This window comes from Bacillus cereus group sp. N31 (assembly GCF_016483245.1).
Classification (GTDB): domain Bacteria; phylum Bacillota; class Bacilli; order Bacillales; family Bacillaceae_G; genus Bacillus_A; species Bacillus_A toyonensis.
In genome coordinates this window covers 84,969-109,246 of record NZ_JAEHCH010000004.1, presented here as the reverse complement: position 1 = coordinate 109,246, position 24,278 = coordinate 84,969, and the positions used below count along the sequence as shown (strand labels likewise).

Here is a 24,278-nt window from a genome sequence, read left to right as displayed (position 1 = left end):
ATATATGTTAGGGTTTTTATTTTATCAGATTAACTATTAATTTACTAAAGATTACACTTAGTGAATTTAAAATGAATAAAGTGAAACTTTAATCAGCCCTCACCAATCGGGCTTTTGCAGGCAGCCCAAATCTCACCTAACTCCCTCGTATTCGCTGACTTTTGAGGTAGGAGTCCTGCTGTCCACAAATAGCGGGATTTAAAAATAGCCATCTACTTATCAAGTAAATGGCTATTTCTCCTTATATATTAGAATACTTCTTATTCATCACATATTGCACATACTCAGGCGCACTATTATTAATCTCTTCATCACTTAGCTTATATTCTGCACCATATAAATAAAACGAAGGTATAAATTCCATTCCCGTGTATAAGCTTGTAGCGTGAAATGGTTTCGTCAACTCAGCCATTGTGATCCCGCTATTTTCATAGTCTGTTTCTAATCCACCTATAGAAATAGCTACACCAAACTCTTTTCCCTTCACTTTATCCCCTTTAGATCCGTAAGCAAATCCATATGTTAATACATCGTCAAACCATTTTTTTAATAGTGGTGGTGAGCTGTACCAGTAGAATGGAAATTGAAATATATATCGGTCGTGTTCTACTAATAGCTTTTGTTCCTCTTCAACATTAAACTCCCAATTTGGTGCCGCTTTATATAGTTCATGCACCGTAATTTCATCAGAATGTTTCTCAAGTTCTTCTACCCATCTTTTATTAATTCGAGACTTTTCAATATCAGGATGTGCTACAATTACAAGTGTTTTCATATATTTTCTTCCCCCTTATAAATAATTCAAACCCTTTAGTATTAGTATGGATGAGTCACATATAATTGAAAAGTACGTACTTTCAGGTACTATAGGAACCTTGAGGTACCTTTGGAGGTGTTTTATGAATCAAAATGATGACTGCCCAATTGCAACGACACTCGATGTAATCGGCGGAAAATGGAAAGTTTATATTTTATGTGTTTTGATGGATGGAAAAATGCGAACAAATGAAATTAAACGAGAAATTCCAAACCTTACACAAAAGGTTCTTACACAGCAACTTCGGCAACTTGAAGCTGATGGGATTATCCATCGTACCGTATATCAAGAAGTACCACCAAAGGTTGAGTACACACTAAGTGAACACGGAAAATCTTTAATGCATATTATGAATGAACTATTTGAATGGGGAAAAGATCATCAGATGAAAAGATTAAATGACTAAAAGAATTCTACCTACCTTGTTACATCTTCTATACAAAGAATTCTTTTGAAATTTTGTAATAGGAGTATTGTCACATAACTATTAAGTTAAGAAAATAGATTACCCCCATTTGATATAGATTCATACTTTTAAGAGTTAATAAAGAAGAAAAATAGAATTATGGGGGCACAATCTTTCTTAACGTTCCAGAAGAGAATTCATGATATTAACAAAATTTGATTTGCTTACTGGCTCAGCATGCCCTACTACACAAATATCAAAATCAAATCCTTCCGTCGCTGTAATTAAAGACCTTAATTTTTCTTTATCTAAGTGGCAATTATTATAATAATCCACTCCAACAGCATCGCCAATAAATAATACTTTTTCTTGAGGTACAAATATGCAAACAGAATCGTCACTATGCGGAGAGATTACATGATGTAATTGTGCAACAATACCTCCTAAATCAATTTCCATATAACCGTTGAAGGAAATATCGGAAGTCACTACTCCTATTTCAGATAACAAAGGATACTCTATACGTATACAAGTATCTACAAATTCAATCTCAACCTCTGCTACTCTCTTTTTCATTTCAGAATCTGTCCATTCCCACATAGCCAATTCTGCTAATTTATCATTCGTTCTTTTGTGGGCAATTGTAATTCCTTCCACTGCATGCATCCCCAAAATATGATCCCAGTGCCAATGTAGAATCACAATTCTTTCCAGTTTCCTTAATCCTTCATTACGCACAGCTTCATTAAACAATTCAACATGATCTTTAGAGTTACCTGAGTCTACCATTAAAGAACACTTTTCTCCATACCTAAAATATTAAAGACTGTCTTTTTCTCTTAACAGTGGAACTTTCACCCGTTTTTCTGTAGGAGGATAAACAAGCGAAGCAGGATCACTTGAGTTGGAAGCTTTTGATACAATCCGATATAGGTTTCGTGAATTTCGTGTGTTTATCCTGGTTGTAGCTGGAATGGATTTGGAAATTGTTACAGAAAAAAGAACCGACATTCTTACAAATCTGGAAAATCAAAAATGGTTGTTTATGAAACTTTCTATATTTATGCTTAAAGTTGGTGCTACTTCTTTATTGCACTAGATAGTAATGTAATTTATAATACGTTTAAATGATTAAATTCTTAAACGGAAGGTAATGTTAACGAAATGAACTGTAATGATAAAGTAATGCATATTTTAGAAAATTTAAGACCATGTTTCCAAGGGTTGGGAGATCCAACTCGTCAGCAAATTGTATCGCTTTTAATTGATAAAGATAGCTTGAATGTGACGCAAATTGCGGAGCATATTCCCATGTCAAGACCTACTGTATCTCATCATTTGAAAATATTGAAACAATCAGGGTTACTTCGAGTTCAGAAAAAAGGCACTGAAATGTATTATTGTCTTGAATTTAATGAAACAATAAATCTTTTAAAAGAACTTGTTTCTTTAGTTGAAGATGAATGTAAGAATTAGATACTCATTTATAGTTTAGGGACACCTTTTGTCCCTTTTTTTAGCGACATTATGTTGAAGTGTTTGAGTTTTTAATCATTTAAACTTATAATCTCATACTAATTAAAATGGAGGTTTCAGATGAATAAGAAAACAGTATTAATTGTTGGTGGGTATGGTGTTGTTGGTAGTCAAATTGCTCAAATTTTACATGATCGACATCCTGATTTGGAAATTAGATTAGGAGGAAGAACCTTAGGGAAAACGTTACCTTTTGAATCAGAGAGAGTAAAAATAGTCAATATAGACAACACAACAGATGATCCTTTAAGAAATTTGGATGATAATTTCACAGTAGTTGTTAATGCGGTTAATGACCCGCAAGATAGACTACTTCTATCTGCAGTTCGAAAAAAATCTCCATTTGTTGACATTACTCGTTGGACTGAACGCTTTAAGAGTTCTATTGATCGATTAAAAAATGTTGAGGTCCAATCCCCTGTTGTATTAGCTTCAGGGTGGATGGGAGGGACAGCAGCCCTTTTTGCTAAAATTTATTCAAAAGATCTTCAAGAGGTTACGGTTGATATCAACGCACTATATTCTCTTCAAGACAAAGCAGGGCCAAATTCAACAGCATATATGGACCGGTTAACTATTCCATTTGAAGTTAAAGCTCGAGAGGGAATGCGACAGGCTTATCCAATGACTGATCCAATCAAAGTCCGCTTTCCTAACGGTTATATAACCAAATGTTATCGTTTGGATACTCCTGATCACGTAACCCTGCCAGAATCAATTCATGCTGTTTCGGCTAACTTTCGTATTGCTTTTGATAGTAAAATATCTACATATGGACTGGTCTCTCTGGTGAATACAGGGATTTGGAAAATGATTAGCGGAGAAAAATTTACCGATTTGCGGAAAAATATTCTCTATAAACCCGGAAGAGGAAGTGCACATAACATAGTTATTCACCTTAAAGGTTATGATGCTACTGGTGTATTGCATAGTCGATGTGTGAACATATCAGATCCGTTAGGACAGACACATCTTACCGCTTTAGGAGCAGCTGTCCAAGCAGAGAACATTTTACAAGCATCTGATATTGTGGTTCCGGATTCTGAAATTTACTTTCCGGAAAACCTATTAGATTTGGGTGTGAATCCATCTGCAATTTTAGATTTTTATAGGGAATATGGGGTTACTATTACGAAAGAAAATATATAAAAGGTACCGTTCTATTCGTGGTAGTACTCATATGGCTATCAAGCTAAAAAATACAACTATATCAAAAATGAGAGAATGTGCATCTTCATGTGAAAATGTACATTCTCTCGTTTTGCAGTGTTATAAAATTATTAGGCTGATAGGCATGGGCAGTATCCCCCAAAACAAAAAATTCTTTTGGGAGATTTATTTTGTTAGCTTCATAGTCATTATGCATCGTCACATCACTATGAAGCTAACAAAACGCTGACTTCTCAAAAAAACTAACTGTAGGGAAAGAAAATTACATATTCTTATAAATATAGCTCTTGTATAAAACTCTTAAAAATTATAACCACAGAACTACTTTCGTAGCATCTTCTTAATTTTGAAGTCTAGAAAGTCAGCATTTAAACTAAGCTTGCTAATATCGCTTTTGTACGATTGTCCGTTACCTCATAATAAATTTCTAATCCTTTTCGAGTACCTGTTACGATTTTAGCAGCCTTTAGTTTGGATAAATGTTGACTAATTGTACTTTGGGGCATTTGTAAATTCCCATACATTGTTGTTACATTCGTAGCGCCTTTTGCAAGCATTATTTTTACTAAGGATAAACGGACAGGATGTGCCAATACCTTTAATACTTCAGCGATTTCTACATACATTTCTTTTTTTTCTTTCATGTTTCTTTCTCCCCTTTTATATAAATATTAATGATATCCATATATATAATTCGAAAGCATATACGTTTTTGTGTCCGTCATTTTAAAAAAATATAAAAAAACTTTAGCCCGAAAACAAAGGAGTGTCTTAACATAACGTTTCACTATCAGTAATGAATAGAAATCTCGTTGTGGAAGCAGAAGGTTTTATGTTACTACTCTAAATTCAACTAGCTAAAATCAATGAAAAAGAGAGCAGATAATCTGTTCTCTTATGATGCCTCCTTATGTTCCGTGGAATGTTTAACACTCCCCATTCTCTTTAGTTTATTCCACCCTACTGCTACTCCTCGAATCGATGAGAATATAGATTTAATGACAACATACGTCATAAATTGACGATAAATAAAGCGTTGTAAAATTAACCATGCTAATGGTTTTGGATTCTCTTTCTCTAATTTAAATGCAAATAGTGAAGCGAGAAGATCTATGACAAAGAATACAAGATAAAATCCTAATACTTTTAGCGGATTGCTACCAAAAAGCCCCATAATCATTAATATATCTGCTAAAGGTGCAATAAATTGCAGAACATATTGGAATAACCACATATTGGGCAATGCAATAAATCCTAATGCTTTATGTTTGGAATGAAACAGCGCTTTTCGATGTTTCCAAAGACATTGGAGTGTACCGTATGACCAACGATATCGTTGTTTAATGAGACTTTTCACATCTTCAGGTGACTCCGTAAAAGCATATGCTTTTTCTTCATATACAATTCTATGTCCTTGACGTAAAAATGTAATAGTAAGATCCGTATCTTCTGCCAATGTGTCTTCGCTTAAATAACCAGATTCAACTACATTCTTTTTACTCCATGCTCCAATCGCTCCAGGAACAACTGTAATACAATTTAACTCATCAAAAGCTCTACGTTCTAAGTTAAATCCTGTAATATACTCAACATGTTGCCAAGTAGTCAATAAATTCCGTCTATTTCCAACTTTAACATTCCCTGAAACTGCCGCTACATTATGATCTTCAAAGTGTCTAATCATTAAAGAAATAGCATCTTGTGCAATAATAGTATCCGCATCTAACGTAACAATGATTTCTCCTCGTGATTGCTGAAACCCTAAATTCATTGCCGATGATTTCCCGCCGTTTTCTTTCTGAATTAAACGAACTTTAGGATGCTTATAAAATATTTCTTCCATTACTTTTGACGTACCATCTTTCGATCCGTCATCCACAACAATAACTTCAAACTCTCTATAATCACTATCCAAAATGGAGCGAATCGTCTTAGCTATCACCTTTTCTTCATTATATGCTGCTATGACAACAGTAACGAAAGGTTGATAAGAAGAATTAGTAAATAAGCGAGCGCTTACTGTCTTTTTCTGCTTGTATGCAAAATAAATTAAAAATAGGAATCGAAAAATACCTAATCCAATAGCAATATAAAAAATCGTTGTTAATATATGCTTTGCATATCCCGCTCCTGAAAAGACAGCTTTATTGTAAAGTAAATATTGTTTACCCTCAGAAGAAACAGGTGGCATAACTTCATCGCGTTCTTTATTCATTAAATCTGAAATTGTTACAAAACTATATCCATGCTTTTTAAGGTCTTTAATAATGATCGGTAGCGCCTCTACCGTATGGGTACGATTCCCTCCTGCATCATGAAGAAGAAGAATATTTCCCTCTCCCTTATAAATCGGATTAAGAGTACGCTTTACCAATTCATTTGTTGATGGCGTCGCCCAGTCCTCAGGATCAACTTTTTCTGCCACCATTGTATAGTTCATATTTTGCGCACGCAAAATAGGCATTATTTCATTTGATGAATCTGGATTAGCATCCGCTTCATATGGTGGCCTAAATAAAACAGTAGAATGTCCAGTTATTTCTTGAATTAGACGTTGCGTTGTATTCAGCTCTACTTTTGTTCGTAGTAAAGACGTATTAGCTACGTTAGGATGCTTGAAGGTATGATTACCTATTTCATGTCCTTCATCGTATATTCTTTTCACAATACTAGCATTGAGTTGCGCGTTTTCACCAAGTACAAAAAAAGCTGCTTTTATATTATTCTCTTTTAATATATCTAGAATTTCCGGTGTGTATTTAGGATCTGGTCCATCATCAAATGTTAATACTACTTGTTTTCCTTTTGGTTTTCCATAACGTTGCACTTCGTATGCAGATGGTAATGATTGATATACTTCATCTGTAAGATAACCATTTTTACCTGCTTTATAATCTCTTAATCCATTTTGTCTTTCATTCTCAATCTGTAAAATTTCACCTTGTCCTGAATAATTCACTTCATCTAAACTAGCAATTTTATGTAATGCATCAGGATTATTTTGTACTTCAATCGGATTTTTTAAAACTTTCCATATAGTAGGATCTTCTGCTCCTAATCTCCATAGTGCAAACCCCTTTGCATTGTTGTTCATTGCGATTTTCACTTGATTATAAAGAGTAACACTATCTAAGAACCAAGCAGTATGTTCTTTCCCTTCTGTTTTATATCGAAAATAAGGGTTTCCACTCATCTTATCCCATTGAATTTTTATATTTGAATCGTGAGCCATTGCCATAACTTCTGAAAAAGTTAAAGACTTCGCAGTCTCTTTACTATTTACTTCCCAATCATATCCATAGTTACCGAAAGCAACTATAAGTTTCTCAGACGGTATATCTAGTTCATTGAGCGTATGTTCGAACCATTTATTTGAAGCAATTGGTCCTGGCGCCCCTGCACCATAGTGCTCGTCATACATCATTACAATCATTCGATCTATTACTTTGGCTAACGCACCATAATCGAAAACTGTATCATTAGCAGGGACATCTTGCGTAACGAGCAAATGATGTTTATGAAAGACCGTAGTAAGTTCCTGCATGAATTTTGTTAAGTTTTCTCTATCGCTCTCGGGTATTGCCTCAAAGTCAATATTAATACCCGAAAATCGATTCTTTTCAACTTGCTTTACTAAATCATTAATAAACTTTGTCTTTACATCATCTGGGGAATTCAGTAACTTATGAACAAGTCCACTATCAGGGCCCGAAGCTTCCTTTGTATAGTTAGTAAGTAAAGGCATAATTTTCACTTGATTTTTTTCTGCTAACTTTACTATCTCAGGTTTCATCTCACTACGAATTGTTAAGTCTGCTTTTAAGTGATACCATTCTGGTACTAATGTGGTTAATGAATCGATATTCTCTTTTAAAGAAGCTGTACTATTTTCATCCCAGTTTACATAAAAACCATAAACTTCTTTAGAGTTTTTACTATCGTTCGACGTATTAACCAAATTTTTATTATCCTTCGTTTCGGTACTTGGTTTGAATTCTTCCTTCTTTAACTGCTGATCACTAAGTTTTTGATTAATAGGTACAAGTTTATTATCTTGTTGTACAGCGGTATTCATATTTGGAATTTCTGGCGTTGAAAAAATACTTTGAAAGAAAAAATAAAATACAATACTTAAGCTAACTATTGCGATACATAGCAACCAACTAAAAGCTATGTTTCTTCTTCCTTTCGGATCATAAAAAACAGGCTTTACTTTATCTTTCTCTTGTTGAATTTTTTTCTTCATTATACCTTTTACATACCCCTTCTTAATAGAAATATAGAATAATAAATCCTTTTAGCTTTGAAATAAATCTCTCACTTCCATTTTTTATGGATTCTTCTTTTCATTCCCTTACTGATGTCCTCTATTTTCTTGCTGAGACCCTCTTCCGTTGTTCCCTTGCTGATTTTCATTATTTCCTTGTTGAGACCCTCTTCCGTTGTTCCCTTGCTGATTCCCATTATTTCCTTGTTGAGACCCTCTTCCGTTATTCCCTTGCTGATTCCCATTATTTCCTTGTTGAGACCCTCTTCCGTTATTCTCTTGTTGATTTCCATTATTTCCTTGCTGAGATCCTCTACCATTACTTTCTTTTATTTGCTTCGATGGCTGTTCCTCGGTTTTCTTTTGTTCTTTCTGCTCTGGCTTCTCGTATTTTTTTTCTTTTACAGAAGACAAGTCCGCTGATGCATCAGGAGATGACTTTGGTTGCGATTGCACCTCTTCTTCGTTTTCCACTTGATTAGACGGCAAGGCAGGTGGAGTAAGCGCTTTTTTCTTCTCTTCCTCTTGCTTTATATAGACACCTGTGCCAATTCCTGCTTTCCTAGCATTCTCTCGCACTTCCAACGTACTGCTTTGATATACGACTGTAACATGTTTTATTTCATATTCTTTCTTTAATTCCTTCATTTCCTTTTCCAACTGTGGTTGTAACGCCTTATCTTTTGTAACAGCTGTTAGCATCACTTGTTTATCATTCGTTAAATAATTATCTTCTTGACTTTGCTTTATAATAGTACGTATTACGTCTTGCAACTGTTTATTTTCCCACCGTTTTATTTCTTTTAAAATACGCCTTCCATCATCATTACAAGCTTGCAAATCTATAACACGAAGATCCTTTGTTACACTCACCTCTAAACTTGGATTTATATCAACTGAGACATAAGCAAATACTTTTTCTTCCGGTTGGTTGTAGAAAAATAACAACGCGCATAGAAAACAAGCAACAAGTAATGATGCAGGCTTTAAGAAAGAAGGCATCGAAAAACGCGATGCTCTTTGCTCTTGCTCATCAAATGAGATTTCCTCCCCAACCATGTAAGAATTCTCTTTTCTTTTACACGTAATAAACTCTCCATTTGGTGTTAAAACCACTACGCTATGTTTTTTTATATCCATTACAATTCCTTTATTCATCATGCTTCCCTCCTCTTATATAATCAAGAATGTATGTATAGTTGTTTGCAAAGATAATACACATTGCAATGATATATTTTCTATGCCTCTCTAACGTTTTACGACTTACCCTAACACGTGGTTCAATATGTTTAAGCGGTAGCTTTTTCTTTCGGAACAGCTCTTCCATCATTTCCTCGTCTTTTATAATTATCTTTACTATTTCTATTAAATGTTCACGCGTATCACGATGCTTAGGAGATTCTTTAGCAAGCTCTGAAAATGTGATTTTAAACTCAGCTAGCACATTTTGAAAATGAAGAATTTCCTCCTTACGGTTACTATTTTCCATCTCTTTCATATACTCCGTAAGCGACACTTGCATTTCTAACATTTCCTCTTGCTTATCTTCTTTTAAAAAGACAAGGTTATGTTTAGACTCCTTGCGTATATAGTCAATTACATCTCTTTTTATAAGAAGATCAGCAAACGCTAAAAAGGATTTTCCTTTTGTATATGAATACTGTTCAATTGCTTCGTTAAATGCAAACAATCCAATGCTATATTCATCATCCTGTTCTGTAATATATCGGCGGCAGACAGATGAGATTGATTTTCTAATAAAAGGCTGATACTGTACGATAAACGCTTCTTTATCTCCTTCGTTGTTTTGTATGTTACATACGATATCTTCTATTTTCGGTTTTCTTAAGATCTTCATTACTAAACTCAACACTTGTAATCTCCCAGCCTCCTTCAAATAGCAAAATGGCCACTAAACAAGTGACCATTTAACCAAATTTTATTAGTACTTTTCTTTGGTCTTGTCTTCTTGCTGTTAGTTATATTTTTCGAGTCTAACTTTTCCCAACGTTTTCTCTCGGCACTAAAGTTAAGTTTGTATTTTTATCTACTTTCTTATTTTCTACCGTTCGTTTTGCTTATTCTTTTTCTATTTTATCTGCAATCCTTAAATAACTCTTCTCTATATCATTGGTAATTTCATCCTTTTATTTCGGATGCCCAACTTAATCTAGTAATTTTTATTAATACTCCGATATTCTTTTATAGTCATTTTTCTTCTATTTATTTTTTCACTATATATATTCGGAGGAATACATAGTTTTATGGGGGTGAAAAAATATTTTTTATAAAAAATAGATATTTATTTCAAAAATAAAAACCATTAATTTGAAGAAGATCTAATCAAATTGATGGTTTTTTTGTAGTATCTATTAAATTCAGTTGTGCTCTCATTATATATTAGACAATCAACTGTTCTCACTATTTCAAGCGTTACCTTTCTTGATTATCATAATATGTCTTATCTGCAGATTTTCTATCATTTCCTTTTAGATAAGCTAATATTACTTTTGGGTTTTTAAGTAAGGCCCAGTCTCCATATGTATCAAATCTCCTGCATGAAGTTATCATTCCATTTTTAATAGTACCGAATTTCTTATTATTTTTCTTTCCCCATTCTTTTAACCGTTTAGCGAAATCTGCATCTTCTGCCATAAGCATGTTTTCATTAAATCCGTTGATTGCCATAAAGTCTTTTTTATAGCACCAAAAAATCCCTACAGATATAGCTCCGTACTTAAAAAGTAAGGGGATTATTATTAACATTGCAGAGAGAAATATTCCTAAAGATATTCTTTCAAACTTCCCATTCACCCCACCACCAATATATTTACCTGAAGCTAAATATTTATCTACATTAGACAACATAGACTCTGTCATTATCGTATCAGCGTCTATAGTAACGATTATTTCTCCACTAGCCATTTTAGCCCCTGCATTTCGAATTTTAGATAAATTTTTATCGTTATTTTTCAATGTAATACAATTATAAGATTTTGCTATTTCCTCTGTTTTATCTGTGCAACGATTTAAAACAACTATAACTTCCGTTTGCTCTTTATATGCCTCTGATGCCTTTGCAATTGAATCCAAACATTTTCTAATGTACTTTTCTTCATTATGTGCAGGGATTATAATAGAAAATTTCACATCTTTTTTCAAATTGACTCCTGAAGATTCGTTTGTCTCAGTCATAATATCCCCCTTATTTTATAAGGTAAATACCTACTATACATAAATTATATTAATATTTATTAGGTTATATTATAGAAACTGAAGGTAAAGAGGCTCTTACTGTCGACGTTCAAAAGCAAGACGTACAGCAAGACCTGTCAAGACGCTTGCCATAAGCCAACGTTGCACTCGTAGCCACGTTGGGCGTGTGCCAAACCATTTGGCAACTTTACTTGCTGTAAATACAATTAGGAGGTTGACGATAAAGCTAACAGTAATTTGCGTAAGGCCCAAAACTGCACCTTGTAGAAGCAACGATCCCTTCTCAGGATCTTCAAATTGAGGTAGCAGTGATACATACAAAATTGCAATCTTTGGATTCAGAAGATTGGTCATGAGTCCCATTAGAAATAATTTCCGTGGTGGTTCATTAGAAATAGTACGAGGTTCCATAATAGATGTAGCACCAGGTTTAATCGAATTCCAAGCTAGCCAAAGTAAATAAGCGGCACCTGCCCACTTTACTGCTTCATAGACAGCAGGAACAGCAAGGAAAAGAACTGTAAGTCCAAACATTGTTGCGATTATATAAATTACAAATCCGAGCATAATGCCCAAGAGAGAAATAAATCCTGCCATACGTCCTTGCGTAATGGAACGAGAGATGAGATAAATCATATTAGGACCAGGTGAACAAACCATGCTAAGTGAAACAAGTGCAAAAGCTAGCAAAGTACTAAAGCTGACCATGAATCTTCCCCCTTTACGTTACATAAAATTTCCTATTGTACATTTTATCATGATTGAGGGGAGAAAAGATTAATATAAACCGATGCAGCTAAGTAATATTATCGAATCGAGTATAGTGTAATCACATATTTCTCATTCTCTTAAGTAAGGACTAAAAGTAACCTTTCCATAGAGCTACTAAAACTACTACGAATAAAGAAAAGCAACATGTAATAATTCGAATCCACTTTTGTATATCACCAAAATACCTTTCTATAAATATAGCGTTGATAGTAAGCATAAGAAATAAAACAAAGAAAGGCAGCGAGGTATAGGTCCATTTTTATCTTCATGGCTGGAATTATACTCCTTACCAAACTTCTAAATGAAATGTATAGCTGAGTAGTTACCTTATTTTTCAAAAAGACATTCTGATTATTTCTTTTTCACTTCTTCTACAAATTCCCATGTCTCTCCGTTATCTTTTGATTGATAAAGTGCACTACTATCGCCATTGTAGTCTCCATCTGCCCTTGTCCAACTAACATATTAAAAACCCCATCTTTCTCATATGGCATACTAGGAGAATCAAAAGGACTTATTGTGGACTGTGTATGATCTAATTTCACTTCATGCGGCGGATATTCTACCTTTTTGAAAGATACTCCCCCATCATCTGTGCGATATAACTCTCCTTCATTACCAGAAGGCCTAATTGCTCCTAAAAACCCAAGTTTATCATTTATAAAAGTGATTCCTGATACACTACCAATCCCCCCATTAAATGGGTCTGGATTGATAACCTCCCATGTTTTCCCTTCATCACTAGTCTTGCTTAATGAATAAAAGGCGCTCCCTAATGCTTTATCCGTCATATTTAGCTTATAACCAACTTCTTTTGATAGGAAAAACTGTTCTTTTTCATTCTTTAAATCTTGTTGTTTCTTCTCTTTAAGCCTATCTTCATTTGGAGGCGTCTTTGATTTACTCCAACTTGCGTCACTTATTAAATTATATCTAGCAGGGACTAGTTCTTGCTCTTTTCCAGGGACAAATATAGATACAGTATATCCAATGATATCAGAAGCTTCTTCTTTAAGACTCTGCCCCTTACCATCCTCAGTAATATTAATAATTCCCTCTGTATTGGATCCCCAATTTCTTTTCCCATAATAAATCAACCCATACTTACTTTCATTCCATTTTCTAACCGTTTGCTTAACTGGAATCGCCTTAACCGTTTTAATTAAAGGTTCTACTAATTTATCATCATTATAATCAGGCTTTGCGTATCCGTCTCGTATTATAGTAATATCTTCTGATTTCTTCTTATTATAAGAGATTAAATAAGTTTCTTCTTTCCCATCAACATTTTTCCCATAAACAAATGTATCAAACGCTGTGATTGTTCCATCTGAATGAAATGTAAGATCAAAATCAGTTGCCATATACAATTTCTTTGGCAAAGGATATTTTTTATTTATATCTTCAAAAATACCTTCTACTCCAGATTTATATATATTATTATGTTTAAGTTTAATTGACCTTTCATGTTTTAACTTTTCTATAAACCATGCCAATTTACCATTGTAATTTATTGCACTTTTATAAATCTGCATCCCATAAAATGATGTAATTGCAACAATAATGATAATAAAAATGGATCTCCATGCTATTGAATTAGTTAATTTTTTAGATTCATATTCTCTATTTTTTATCACCTGCATTGTAGTAAATGTAGTTATGGATATAAAAAGTACTACACATAATAACAAAATGTAAATATTATAATTCATTCTTCCGTACTTACAGTATAAGGCCAACTCATAACAAAAAATCCCGTATACAATTATTAGTATTGGATTTGTTACTAATGACAGAAGTATCCTTTTTGTATTTTCTCTAAATATAGAAACCACTCCTAATTACATGAATTACTGATATTAAGTATACTTTATTGTAAAGTAACAAAAAAGCTATTTAATCTTGCCGCAAAAAAATACAATAGACATCTGTCTATTAAAGCAATTTACAAATCTAGTTGTTTCATAGACAATGGATTTTTGAGTAAATACTAAAGTTGCTTCATTTATATGAATTACAAATCCAAGCATGATGCTCAATAAAAAAAATAAATCCTGCCACACGCCCCTGCGTAATGGAACGAGAAATAAGATAAATCAAAATAGGCCCAGGTGAACAAACCATACTAAGTGAAACAAGCGCACAAGCTAGCAAAGTACTCAAGCTCACCATAAACCTTCCTTCTTTATCTTACATAAAATTTCCTATTGTACATTTTATCATGATTGAGGAGAGAAAAGATTAATATAAACCGATGCAGCTAAGTAATATTATTGGATCGAATGTATTGTAATCACATACTTCTCATTCTCTTAAGTAAGGATTTAAAAGTACCCTATCCATAGCACTACGAATAAAGCAAAGCAACATGTGATATTTCGAACCCACTATTGTATATCACCAAAATACCGGTCTATAAATAAAGCATAAATATAAACCATAAGAAATAGAAAAATGTAAGTAAATGCACCCAATTTATCGTTAAACTTCTCATTTGTAAATGTACTTACATGAAGGAATAGAAAAACAAACGTTACTATGAATAGCTCAAATAGTCTTTTTTTATTCACCCCACCACCACCTTACAGTAATTCCCTTTTATTCCATTTTATCAGAACATACTGTGTAGCAGCATATGAATATTATATTCATGTTAAAAAGGCCAACAATCCAAGACTGTTAGCCTCTACTTCCCATATTCGTACCTTTTATCACTTTACTTCCTAACAACTGGAATCCACATTTCACCAAACACTAAGCCGTTTCTTTTCCCCATCTCAACCGTCGTATTTGGTCCACCAACATAAGCAAACTCATTTGCATCTGGTAAAGCTTGACCGAAGGCGATGCCAGTCAACTTATTACTTAACTCTTCAGCTGTTTTGTCTTCCCCTTTTACTACTAAGTATTCTCCCCTCGGAAACTGGATTACTCTAGATTCTTCTTCTATTTGTGCTTCTGTCATGACACCCGCATAATACATCATTTTGTTATTCACCGCTTCGCTCACAGAAAAAATGTATTCATTTGTCGCTAAAGCTTTTAAAGTGTCCAGCCTTCCATCTTCTTTAACAGCCGACCAAAAGTCTTCCTTTTCTTTATTTATTCCAGCAAAGTCTGTGTATTCACTCTTAATTTCAGTTCCAATACCTAACACAATAAAGCTATCTTTTTCTTCTATAGTATAATTTTTCATATGCAAAACCTTCCTCTTTTTTTATTAATCAAACGATTTATCTTTTCATCTGATACATTTATAATATCTTTAAACCATGTCAAAAAATGATACTGTTTAGGAGACCAAAATGAAAAAAATTGAACGGATTAATACAATTATGCGATATATCAACAACCGCTCCCACTTTACAATTTCTGAAATCATACGAGAATTTAACATATCACGATCGACAGCTATTAGAGACATTAGAGAAATTGAAGCTATGGGAATGCCACTTGTTGCTGAAGTTGGGAGAACGGGTGGATATTTTGTTATGCATAATTCTATCCTGCCCGTTGTTCGCTTTACTGATAATGAAGTGAAAGCTCTTTTTATTGCCTTTATGGCTACGAGGAATCAACAACTTCCCTACCTAAAGAGTCGTCAATCTTTAGCCGAAAAACTACTAGGGCTCATCTCAGAAACCCAGCAGGATGACCTTGTTCTTTTAAATCAACTCTTGCTGTTCCAAGGAACTAATCCTCATAATCCCGATCTACTTGAGCTTTCTGATCTCCCCCATCCTATGTTAGAAAAACTCATTCAAATCCTTCTTTTGGATAACCATTTATTGATTACCATTAAAGAAGATGAAGAAATTAAGTCTTATCCAATTTATCTATTACACCTTTATCAAGAAAAAAGCCATTGGATTATTGAAGGATTTGACTTAAAAGAAGAAAAGAAGTTGATGTTTTCTGTCGATAATCTCATCAATATCGAACCATACAAGACGAATAAAAGGCTCAATAAGAAAAAGATTTTAGAAAAACTAAGTAAGAAGGCTGAAGCAATTAACCTTGTACTTGAACTTGGTCCGACAGCAATTGCACAGTTCAAAAAATACCATCCTTTAAAAATTTCAATATCCTATACTAATCCTTACCAATCCACAGCCATTTTAAAAACTTTTATCAATGTTAATAATCCCGATGAAGTGACGGAAATAATAAATTGGCTGCTTTTTCTAGGGAAGGATATTACAATAAGGGAAATGCCTGAAGAAGTATTAAACGATTTACAAAAGCGATTATGTTTATATTCCCCATAAGCAGTGATCAGTTAAACCTCAAAATATTGAGTTTAAGCGATCGCTACTGAACGAGGCTTTTATGAATAATACAACAAAAAAGGTATGAACTAACTTTTAGTTCATACCTTTTATATTAGAGTTTTCTATAAACACATTAAATTGCTTGTTTAAGATTTGAATGTGGATTTGGTCCATACTTATTCTCACCTTCATCACTTTCAATGATACAAAACACAAGTAGAACCGCTCCTCCAAATGGCACCAAATTTAATAGCTGCCACCATCCTGTTTTTCCACTATCATGTAATCGACGGGCTTCCACTGCCAGAGTAGGAACGATAAAAATTGCTATATATAGCAAGGTAATATTGGCTCTTAAGTAAAAGGCAGACGAAAAATAAGAGGCCAAATATATTAATGACCAAAACGTAACCTTATTAAATAAAGTAAAAATCCAGTACTCTTTTCTCGGAGCTCTCCCGCTAAATTTCGCATAGTTTTTGAGAGTATATAAATACCATTTCATTTGAACCTCTCCCTTTTTCATCCCCTAAACGATTAATATATACATTATATACCTTATAAGTATAAATATAACACATCATAACAATAACCTCTATATTTACACGGAATATTCTGTTTATTAACAGGTCATTTTAGTTAAGTGTTAACATACCATATTTCCAGGCATGTGTATTCGATTTATTATTCTTCTATTTACTTTAAAACTACTACAATTAAGCGAAGTATGAATGAATTATTAAAGCAGAGAAAATCTTCCGAAATAATTTATATATTATTTCGGAAGATTTAATTCACTTACCCTAACTGACGTTTAAATGCTTTACTAGCAAAGAAGTAAGCAATAACCATAATTCCGACGCACCAAGCGAGCGCAATCCAAATATCGTTTCCAACAGTTCCTTCATATAAAAGAGCACGAATCGCATTCACGATTGAAGTTACAGGCTGATTCTCCGCAAACACACGAACAATTTTTGGCATCGTTTCGGTAGGTACGAAAGCCGAACTAATAAATGGAAGAAAAACTAGCGGGTACGAGTAAGCAGTCGCTCCTTCCATAGACTTCGCTTTCAATCCTGGAATGATAGCTAGCCATGTTAGCGCCAGCGTAAACATCCCAAGTATCCCAGCTACCGCGAGCCACTCTAGAATATTAGCACTAGAACGGAAACCCATTAAGAGTGCAACAAGAATAACTACAACGATAGTAAGTACATTAGCAACAAGAGAGGTTAGAACGTGAGCCCACAATATCGATGAGCGCTTAATAGGCATCGTAATGAAACGTGCCATCAGCCCACTCTTTACATCCGTAAAGAGTCGCACAGAAGTGTAAGCTACACCGGATGCGATAGCCATTAGCAAAATTCCCGGCAATAGATAATTAACGTAGTTTTCCGTTCCTGTTTTTATTGCACCGCCAAACACGTAGACAAATAATAGCATCATCATAATCGGCGTAATCGCTACTGTAATAATTGTATCCGGGCTGCGCATAATGTTACGCATTAAACGACCTAGTAATACACCTGTTTTACTTTTCATTTACATCTCCTCCTTTTTGCCAATGATCGCAAGGAATATTTCTTCCAATGTCGGTTGCTTCTCGATATACTCCACTTTTGCCGGTGGGAACATCTCTTTTAGTTCAGCAAGAGTACCTGTCGTAATAATTTTTCCGCCATGCAAAATAGCGATACGGTCTGCTAGTTGTTCGGCTTCTTCCAAGTACTGGGTCGTAAGCAAGATCGTTGTGCCGCTACCGGCAAGTTCCTTGACTGTATCCCACACTTCGATTCGCGCTTCAGGATCAAGTCCAGTCGTTGGTTCGTCAAGAAAAATAACTGCTGGTGCCCCGATCAAACTCATCGCGATATCAAGCCGGCGCTTCATCCCGCCTGAATACTGATCTGCCCTTTGGTTTGCCGCATCAGTCAGGCTAAATCTTGCAAGTAGATTGTCAGCAACTTGAGCGGGATTGGAAACACCACGTAGCCTAGCAATCATTATCAAGTTTTCTCTCCCAGTGAGCATACCGTCTAAAGCTGCGAACTGCCCTGTCAAACTGATACTTTGACGCACATGATCTGGTTGACGCTGTACATCAAATCCGCAAATGCTTACCTCACCGCCATCTTGCTTCATTAGCGTCGAAAGGATGTTGACCGTTGTTGTCTTTCCCGCTCCATTTGACCCTAGCAGCGCGAAAATTTCTCCACGCTGCACCTCAAAATCTACCCCTTTTAAAACTTCCTTGTCTTTAAAGGATTTTTTCAAGCCTTTTATAGAAATCGCTGCATTACTCATACTTTTTTCCTCCCTATAAAAATGTTTTGCGAAGATAAGTTATTTACCTCTATCTATTTAGTACCACCGATACTCTGTATCACTTAGTACCGAGCTAAAAATATAACTGAATAGCTATGGTGGCAATTCATATGTGTAACCAGCTAATCAGTCGGTATTACTTATTCCATTTATTTTTTTCTCAATTTCTTCATAATACTTTCATTCAAATCTTCACGATACTTGGAGACGTAAGTTTTAGCATTTGCCACTAGTTCGTCAGCAAAGGAAGCCACGTCATCCCCAGTAATGTCAAGCACTTGTCTTCCTTCTGCTGCACCAGCTTCAAACAAATCGATTAATTCATACTGTATGTGTAACATATCCATCCCGTTACCCGCTGAGAAATTCCACATGTAGTTTTGAATTTTCTTGAATACAAATTGGTAGTCCTCTGGCAGAGCCTCCACTCGGGCCATCATCATTTTGTACTCTTTTTTATCACCAATTAACTTTTTAAACATTTCTAACATCTTATTTTCCTCCTTTTTTATAAAACCGAACAAGAAATTTTCAAAGTATCGGCCGGAACATTTTATCTTATGAACCTATTTTGACTTCAAGACGTTAATTTTTGACGATACAAAATCCCATTTTTCCCAAAACAATTCAAGCTCCTGGCGGCCTTCTTCATTTAATGAATAAAACTTACGAGGCGGTCCCATATCTGATGGTTTCTTTTCAATATTCACAAGCTTTTTCTTCTCTAATCGTACAAGGATAGTATACACCGTACCTTCCACAACTTCGGTAAACCCAAGATCATTCAGGTGGCGGGTAATCTCATAGCCATACGTTTCACGGCGACTGATGATTTCCAATACACACCCTTCCAGTGAACCTTTCAGCATTTCAGTTAAATTTTCCATGTCCTGATCCTCCTTTACCCCCTATTCTGTCTGACTTATATTCAGTATCACAGAGTACTAAGGCGAATTTTTTACTGAATAGTTTTTGAGTAAAACTACACTATTCAGTATTACTTATTACATCTACATTGTATGACTAAGTAGTTGTGGAGTCAACTTTATTTTCAAAAAAAATAAAAATCCGCTTTACCCTAACTGGATACTGCCTACTTTTTTTGTTGTAAGGACCATCACACTAGCAAAACAGAGCTGATTCAAAGTGTAATTTAAATCAGCTCTGTTTTATTGTTTTCATACCGATATATCTTGTTTTTTCACGATACAAATTGTTTCTCACTACCATTCCCATTGCATATAAAGTATAAAGGCAATTGCGATCAGAGAAAATTTCCAGAGATTATCCGTACATGATACGAGCCCCTAAAATATAATTCTGTTAGAAATTTGTTCTCTATATTCTCTTTTATTTTATTGCTGATAGTTGATTAGCAACACTACCTAAAAATTTTTCTACCTTTTCTTTTGATGTATCCGGCGCATGATAACCGATCGTAAATGTAAGTCTTCCATTATAAGAGCTTGCTCCCATTGAAAAGAATGGTGCATACATAATAGGTGATGCCATATACCCGTCCTCAGCTTGAATTTGACCAAACTGAATAGGTTCCTCAGCGATCACTCCCAAATTTGTCAGTAATGGCAACGCCATCTCCATCTGTACAGCCTGTTCATATTGCTGATTATACATTTCCTTCACTGTAGATAGCTTCATTTCTGCCAGTAGCTCCATTCCTGCTGCTGAAGAAAGACCTGGATTTTGAGACTTTATTTTATCCATTGATTGTTTAACTCGAACAAGAGTCTGCTTAAATGTTTCATCGTCTTCCATTTTAATCACTGGCATTTCCATACCGGATAAGTTGCAAATAGCACCAGTTGTATTATTAGGCAGATATCGACGTAAATCAATTGTCAAGCCAATCATTTTTTCTGCAGTGCGAGGTTCTGCATACACAGTGAAATGTGATAAAGCTCGGAAGTATGCAGTCATGATTACATCATTCAAGGTAACCTGTTGTGCTTTTGTCCATTGGGTTAAACGTAGAGTTTGCTTATGGCTCAATCGCCGTACGGACATTTGGGGGAATTTATTTTTGTTAGGTTGAGATGGAAAAGACCATAACGATGCCTGTTGTTCTTGGTTAGGACGATACGCACTTTTTATGTCCGATATTCCAGCGTATTTGAATACATGTGATTGATCTCGACAACTCTCATTTCCCTCATCAAATTCCTTTATAATTTGCTTCTTAGACCGTCCCAATGAAAGGTGCGTATATATTGTTCCAAGCAATTTAATATATTCCTTGACTCCTGCACCATCTGAACATAGATGAGACAATTTCACAACTAACATATCTGTTGTAGTGCCCCGTAATAATTTCGTTTGAACCATAGGCCCCTGAATACGATCACCAGGTTCCTTAATAAAATCTATTGCCATTATTTCAAGTTCTTGATTATTTCCTTCTGCAAAAAAGCAAATAGATGAGTTAGTGTCAGATGAATGTTCCTCCCAGTAAGGAATATCATTTTCTACAAACCGGCTGTTCAAAACTGGTTGCAATTGCAACGTTATCCTTACTGATTCTTCAAGTATTTCCTTTGATATACCTACAGGAAAATAAAGAACTGCATTAATTTGTTGGTCTGCAGAATAAAGACCTAATACATAATTCATTCGATCTTGTGGTGTTACTGAATACTTTCTTTTCTCCATAATTCCGTCCCCCTTTAGGACTTTTTGTATAACCCTATTTTCCATATGCTTGTAATTTTTCTAGTCATTTTTCTTCATGAGCTAATAACGCTTATTTTTCGAATTTTTAACGAAATCATCTTCTCCGTATTGGTTTCATTCTTTTTGCAGGTGATATATCCATTATTTTATTGTTATTAACACTGCCTAAACTCCCAATAAAACCAAACAAAAATAAATTAAGTTTACACATACATAAACATTTTATTATAACGTCTATAAATTATCAATACGACAAATAAATCATTTTTATGTCTGTCAATAAAAAACAATATATTCAAGGGCCACTTCATAATAAAAGATTGATGGGCATGTATATGTACCCATATCACTATCAAAATAAGAATGAGAATGAGAATTTTTTCAACAAAAATAAGCTGCAGATATTGATTTTACAGTAAAAAAAGCCCCTCCATTTTGAAAATGAGTAGGGCTATTTCCAATTTGAATTTTATAAAAGAATGATTATCATAAATAATATTTTACTTTTTAGTCTACCTTATTATTTTCAATCCATTTTCCTAATAAATGAATGGATTTTATTCATTTAATTTGAGGTGGTATCGTTGGTTTTTAAAAATAGAAAGCTTATTTTCAAATCAAATGAAAAAGAGGTGAAATTATAGATATTCATGTGGAAATTTCGTTTTGGGGATACTTAAAATCTTAAGGTGATGGGCATGTGAGGTTACACTTTAAAAGCTTTATAAAATTTATAGATATAGCAGATTTTCTTTATTAATAATCATTTGTATGTACGTTTACTCACACACATACAAATGATTTATAAAGCCACAATTAAGTGAAAACATCTTTTCCGTTACGATAACATCATAGCCATGTCTTCTGCTGCATTTGTAATTAGTCTTAAACCAAATGTTTCTTGTAACACATCAAGCACGCCAGGTGAAATAAATTCAGGAGCCTTTGGACCGATGCGAATATCTTGAATCCCAAGACTAAATAGCCCGAGTAAAATGGCAACCGCTTTTTGTTCAAACCATGATAGCACAATACTTACTGGCAATTCATTCACTTCACATTGGAAAGCATCAGCTAATGTAGCTGCTATTTTCACTGTAGAAATGGAATTATTGCACTGTCCTAAATCAATGTAACGAGGAATTTCCGTACCAGGTACAACACCGTAATCCACATCATTAAAGCGGAATTTCCCGCAAGAAGTTGTTAAAATAACCGTTTCTGGTGGAAGTGACGTTGCTAATTCACGATAATATTCTCCGCCTTTTCCCGGTGCATCACAACCGGCGATAACAAAGAAACGCTTTATTTTCCCTTCTTTTACTGCATCAATAATTTCTGGAGCTAATGACAATACTGTATTATGATGAAACCCTGTCACTAACTGTTCTTCCGACTCCATATGTACTTCTGGAAGTTCTAGTGCTTTTTGAATCAATGGTGTAAAATCATCATTTTCAATTTTTTGTACACCTTCTAAACCTGCAATATCATATGAAAAGAATCGATCAGCGTATGATCCTTTAATTGGCATAACACAGTTCGTTGTCGCTAATATGGCACCAGTAAATGTTTCAAAAAGGCGTCTTTGATCATACCATGCCTTGCCGATGTTTCCTTTTAAATGTTTATATTTTTTCAGCTGCGGATATCCGTGTGCTGGTAGCATTTCAGAATGTGTATAAATATTAATGTCTTTTCCTTCTGTTTGCTTTAATAGTTCTTCTAGTGCAAATAAATTATGACCCGTAACTACAATTGCTTTACCTTCTACACGATTTTGTGTAATTTGTACAGGCTCTGGCACACCAAAATGATTCGTATGTGCCTCATCTAATAATTCCATCACCCGTAAAGCTGATTTCCCCACTTTCATAGCCATATCAATATGCTCTTGTTCGTTAAAGTTAGAATTTGTTAATGTCATATATAAAGCTTCTTGTGTTGTAGCATCTACAAATGCATCCGTATACCCTAGCTGAGCAGCATGTGTGCGATAAGCTGCAATTCCTTTTAGCCCAAACACAATCGTATCTTGTAAACTCGCAATCGTTTCATTCTTGCCACACACACCCATTACTTTACATCCGCCTGTTGGCGTTTGTTCACATTGATAACAAAACATATCATCCCACCCTCTCCCAATCATTCATTACACCTTAAGCATAATACCCATTGAAAAAAAGTGATGTGATTTCAATCACAATAATATATAAAGATTTGTGACAGCTCATATTGTTGACATAATATTTTTATTGACACTAAAAAAACATACATTAGTGTGCACACATCTTTCAATACTTTTAAATAGCTAAATAATTAATTTGGAGAAATATATACAACGAAAAAATTTTTGAATTCCTTATACAAATAGTTGCAATTCATCACATATGAAAATAGACATACAAATACGCTATTCTTTCTATCATTCAATAGAAAGAATAGCGTATTTTTCATTTTAAGGAAGTATCATTTTTTATTAAAGTCTTTATTGTAAACCTTTTTATTTACAATACATTTACATTATCTTAACATTACTTACATTATTTATATGATATATTTATATAGAAGCTACTTAAGAAATTTCATATACATTTTATCTTTATGATCTCTTATCTAATCAATAAAAAGATCATGTTATATTTTTATAACAGGGGTGAATTACGATGACTGAAACTTTAAAAACACTTATAATGCTTGATGCTACTTACGTTGTTATAGCAATTATGACAGTACTAGTATTTGTATACTTGGAATTAAAATCTCAGTAATATATGCTGACGTAATCAACAGATTCAGCATTTA

General features: G+C 34.2%; 19 protein-coding genes and 6 pseudogenes. 5 read left to right on the top strand and 20 right to left on the bottom strand.

All coding sequences use genetic code 11. The features are described 5' to 3' along the window. Positions 1 to 241: 241 nt before the first annotated feature. A complete protein-coding gene (locus JDS81_RS08485; protein WP_087948721.1) occupies positions 242 to 775 on the bottom strand; it encodes an NAD(P)H-dependent oxidoreductase in 534 nt (177 codons plus the stop codon). A gap of 124 nt (positions 776 to 899) precedes the next feature. On the opposite strand from JDS81_RS08485, the gene JDS81_RS08480 reads away from it, so the two are divergent. After that, a complete protein-coding gene (locus tag JDS81_RS08480) occupies positions 900 to 1,223 on the top strand; it encodes a winged helix-turn-helix transcriptional regulator (RefSeq protein ID WP_001072968.1) in 324 nt (107 codons plus the stop codon). 177 nt (positions 1,224 to 1,400) lie between these two features. Here the strand turns inward: JDS81_RS08480 and JDS81_RS08475 are convergent. Continuing rightward, a pseudogene (locus JDS81_RS08475) lies at positions 1,401 to 2,018 on the bottom strand (MBL fold metallo-hydrolase); the annotation flags it as partial. A gap of 109 nt (positions 2,019 to 2,127) precedes the next feature. On the opposite strand from JDS81_RS08475, the gene JDS81_RS08470 reads away from it, so the two are divergent. From JDS81_RS08470 to JDS81_RS08460, 3 genes are all read left to right on the top strand, one after another. After that, positions 2,128 to 2,322 (top strand): hypothetical protein, encoded by a 195-nt coding sequence (locus JDS81_RS08470; RefSeq protein WP_097953871.1) that lies wholly within the window; start codon positions 2,128 to 2,130, stop codon positions 2,320 to 2,322. A 65-nt stretch (positions 2,323 to 2,387) separates the two neighbouring features. Next, positions 2,388 to 2,699 (top strand): ArsR/SmtB family transcription factor, encoded by a 312-nt coding sequence (locus JDS81_RS08465; protein ID WP_000995770.1) that lies wholly within the window; start codon positions 2,388 to 2,390, stop codon positions 2,697 to 2,699. Positions 2,700 to 2,819: 120 nt separating this feature from the next. After that, on the top strand, positions 2,820 to 3,908 hold the full coding sequence (locus tag JDS81_RS08460; protein WP_097953870.1) for a saccharopine dehydrogenase family protein: 1,089 nt from the start codon (positions 2,820 to 2,822) through the stop codon (positions 3,906 to 3,908). A 389-nt stretch (positions 3,909 to 4,297) separates the two neighbouring features. Here JDS81_RS08460 and JDS81_RS08455 read toward each other — a convergent pair whose 3' ends face one another. The 11 genes and pseudogenes from JDS81_RS08455 to JDS81_RS08405 form a co-directional block, all read right to left on the bottom strand. Further along, complete coding sequence (locus JDS81_RS08455) at positions 4,298 to 4,573, bottom strand: ArsR/SmtB family transcription factor (protein WP_000660068.1); 276 nt, start codon at positions 4,571 to 4,573, stop codon at positions 4,298 to 4,300. A 251-nt stretch (positions 4,574 to 4,824) separates the two neighbouring features. Further along, positions 4,825 to 8,175 carry a trifunctional glycoside hydrolase family 18/polysaccharide deacetylase/glycosyltransferase family 2 protein gene (locus tag JDS81_RS08450; protein ID WP_097953869.1) on the bottom strand — a complete coding sequence of 1,117 codons (3,351 nt, stop codon included), beginning with the start codon at positions 8,173 to 8,175 and terminating at the stop codon, positions 4,825 to 4,827. A 111-nt stretch (positions 8,176 to 8,286) separates the two neighbouring features. Then, positions 8,287 to 9,357 (bottom strand): annotated as a pseudogene (locus JDS81_RS08445) (anti-sigma factor domain-containing protein); the annotation flags it as partial. Next, positions 9,347 to 10,069, bottom strand: a complete 723-nt coding sequence (sigI, locus tag JDS81_RS08440) for an RNA polymerase sigma factor SigI (RefSeq protein WP_097953821.1) — start codon at positions 10,067 to 10,069, stop codon at positions 9,347 to 9,349. The pseudogene JDS81_RS08445 and the gene sigI, both read right to left, overlap by 11 nt. 560 nt (positions 10,070 to 10,629) lie before the next feature. Then, a complete protein-coding gene (locus JDS81_RS08435) occupies positions 10,630 to 11,391 on the bottom strand; it encodes a glycosyltransferase (RefSeq protein WP_097953820.1) in 762 nt (253 codons plus the stop codon). Positions 11,392 to 11,487: 96 nt separating this feature from the next. After that, positions 11,488 to 12,120, bottom strand: coding sequence for a LysE family translocator (locus JDS81_RS08430; RefSeq protein WP_097953819.1), 633 nt, complete (start codon positions 12,118 to 12,120; stop codon positions 11,488 to 11,490). Between the two features lie 151 nt (positions 12,121 to 12,271). Then, positions 12,272 to 12,427, bottom strand: a pseudogene (locus JDS81_RS08425) (DUF3963 domain-containing protein); the annotation flags it as partial. Positions 12,428 to 12,534: 107 nt separating this feature from the next. Next, positions 12,535 to 14,018: pseudogene (locus JDS81_RS08420) on the bottom strand (WD40/YVTN/BNR-like repeat-containing protein). Between the two features lie 170 nt (positions 14,019 to 14,188). Continuing rightward, positions 14,189 to 14,355 (bottom strand): annotated as a pseudogene (locus tag JDS81_RS30325) (LysE family translocator); the annotation flags it as partial. Positions 14,356 to 14,507: 152 nt separating this feature from the next. Next, positions 14,508 to 14,753 (bottom strand): annotated as a pseudogene (locus tag JDS81_RS30320) (DUF3963 domain-containing protein). A 146-nt stretch (positions 14,754 to 14,899) separates the two neighbouring features. Continuing rightward, complete coding sequence (locus tag JDS81_RS08405; RefSeq protein WP_000801038.1) at positions 14,900 to 15,379, bottom strand: GyrI-like domain-containing protein; 480 nt, start codon at positions 15,377 to 15,379, stop codon at positions 14,900 to 14,902. 109 nt (positions 15,380 to 15,488) lie between these two features. Between JDS81_RS08405 and JDS81_RS08400 the strand changes: the two genes are divergently transcribed. Continuing rightward, entirely contained in the window at positions 15,489 to 16,451 is a 963-nt protein-coding gene (locus JDS81_RS08400) for a helix-turn-helix transcriptional regulator (protein WP_097953816.1), read from the top strand. Between the two features lie 136 nt (positions 16,452 to 16,587). Here JDS81_RS08400 and JDS81_RS08395 read toward each other — a convergent pair whose 3' ends face one another. The 7 genes from JDS81_RS08395 to hcp all read right to left on the bottom strand — a co-directional run bounded on the left by JDS81_RS08395 (position 16,588) and on the right by hcp (position 23,598). Continuing rightward, positions 16,588 to 16,959 (bottom strand): DUF805 domain-containing protein, encoded by a 372-nt coding sequence (locus JDS81_RS08395; RefSeq protein ID WP_097953815.1) that lies wholly within the window; start codon positions 16,957 to 16,959, stop codon positions 16,588 to 16,590. A gap of 293 nt (positions 16,960 to 17,252) precedes the next feature. Beyond that, entirely contained in the window at positions 17,253 to 18,002 is a 750-nt protein-coding gene (locus tag JDS81_RS08390) for an ABC transporter permease (protein ID WP_097953814.1), read from the bottom strand. Next, the gene (locus JDS81_RS08385) at positions 18,003 to 18,764 is read right to left on the bottom strand and encodes an ABC transporter ATP-binding protein (RefSeq protein WP_097953813.1); all 762 of its coding nucleotides are present in this window, start codon (positions 18,762 to 18,764) and stop codon (positions 18,003 to 18,005) included. Positions 18,765 to 18,934: 170 nt separating this feature from the next. Further along, entirely contained in the window at positions 18,935 to 19,276 is a 342-nt protein-coding gene (locus tag JDS81_RS08380) for a DUF1048 domain-containing protein (protein ID WP_000891986.1), read from the bottom strand. A gap of 75 nt (positions 19,277 to 19,351) precedes the next feature. Beyond that, positions 19,352 to 19,672, bottom strand: coding sequence for a PadR family transcriptional regulator (locus JDS81_RS08375; RefSeq protein ID WP_000429487.1), 321 nt, complete (start codon positions 19,670 to 19,672; stop codon positions 19,352 to 19,354). A gap of 463 nt (positions 19,673 to 20,135) precedes the next feature. After that, a complete protein-coding gene (locus JDS81_RS08370; RefSeq protein WP_097953812.1) occupies positions 20,136 to 21,452 on the bottom strand; it encodes a condensation domain-containing protein in 1,317 nt (438 codons plus the stop codon). Positions 21,453 to 22,311: 859 nt separating this feature from the next. Beyond that, positions 22,312 to 23,598 carry a hydroxylamine reductase gene (hcp, locus tag JDS81_RS08365; protein ID WP_097953825.1) on the bottom strand — a complete coding sequence of 429 codons (1,287 nt, stop codon included), beginning with the start codon at positions 23,596 to 23,598 and terminating at the stop codon, positions 22,312 to 22,314. Between the last annotated feature and the right edge of the window lie 680 nt (positions 23,599 to 24,278).

Excerpts from the sequence above, each read along its gene's own strand:
- JDS81_RS08405 (WP_000801038.1), bottom strand. The coding sequence starts at position 15,379 with ATGAAAAATTATACTATAGAAGAAAAAGATAGCTTTATTGTGTTAGGT.
- JDS81_RS08455 (WP_000660068.1), bottom strand. The coding sequence starts at position 4,573 with ATGAAAGAAAAAAAAGAAATGTATGTAGAAATCGCTGAAGTATTAAAG.
- hcp (WP_097953825.1), bottom strand. The coding sequence starts at position 23,598 with ATGTTTTGTTATCAATGTGAACAAACGCCAACAGGCGGATGTAAAGTA.
- JDS81_RS08380 (WP_000891986.1), bottom strand. The coding sequence starts at position 19,276 with ATGTTAGAAATGTTTAAAAAGTTAATTGGTGATAAAAAAGAGTACAAA.
- JDS81_RS08460 (WP_097953870.1), top strand. The coding sequence starts at position 2,820 with ATGAATAAGAAAACAGTATTAATTGTTGGTGGGTATGGTGTTGTTGGT.
- JDS81_RS08480 (WP_001072968.1), top strand. The coding sequence starts at position 900 with ATGAATCAAAATGATGACTGCCCAATTGCAACGACACTCGATGTAATC.
- JDS81_RS08395 (WP_097953815.1), bottom strand. The coding sequence starts at position 16,959 with ATGAAATGGTATTTATATACTCTCAAAAACTATGCGAAATTTAGCGGG.
- JDS81_RS08385 (WP_097953813.1), bottom strand. The coding sequence starts at position 18,764 with ATGAGTAATGCAGCGATTTCTATAAAAGGCTTGAAAAAATCCTTTAAA.
- JDS81_RS08430 (WP_097953819.1), bottom strand. The coding sequence starts at position 12,120 with ATGGTCAGCTTTAGTACTTTGCTAGCTTTTGCACTTGTTTCACTTAGC.
- JDS81_RS08485 (WP_087948721.1), bottom strand. The coding sequence starts at position 775 with ATGAAAACACTTGTAATTGTAGCACATCCTGATATTGAAAAGTCTCGA.
- JDS81_RS08450 (WP_097953869.1), bottom strand. The coding sequence starts at position 8,175 with ATGAAGAAAAAAATTCAACAAGAGAAAGATAAAGTAAAGCCTGTTTTT.
- JDS81_RS08390 (WP_097953814.1), bottom strand. The coding sequence starts at position 18,002 with ATGAAAAGTAAAACAGGTGTATTACTAGGTCGTTTAATGCGTAACATT.
- JDS81_RS08400 (WP_097953816.1), top strand. The coding sequence starts at position 15,489 with ATGAAAAAAATTGAACGGATTAATACAATTATGCGATATATCAACAAC.
- JDS81_RS08465 (WP_000995770.1), top strand. The coding sequence starts at position 2,388 with ATGAACTGTAATGATAAAGTAATGCATATTTTAGAAAATTTAAGACCA.
- JDS81_RS08435 (WP_097953820.1), bottom strand. The coding sequence starts at position 11,391 with ATGACTGAGACAAACGAATCTTCAGGAGTCAATTTGAAAAAAGATGTG.
- JDS81_RS08370 (WP_097953812.1), bottom strand. The coding sequence starts at position 21,452 with ATGGAGAAAAGAAAGTATTCAGTAACACCACAAGATCGAATGAATTAT.
- JDS81_RS08375 (WP_000429487.1), bottom strand. The coding sequence starts at position 19,672 with ATGGAAAATTTAACTGAAATGCTGAAAGGTTCACTGGAAGGGTGTGTA.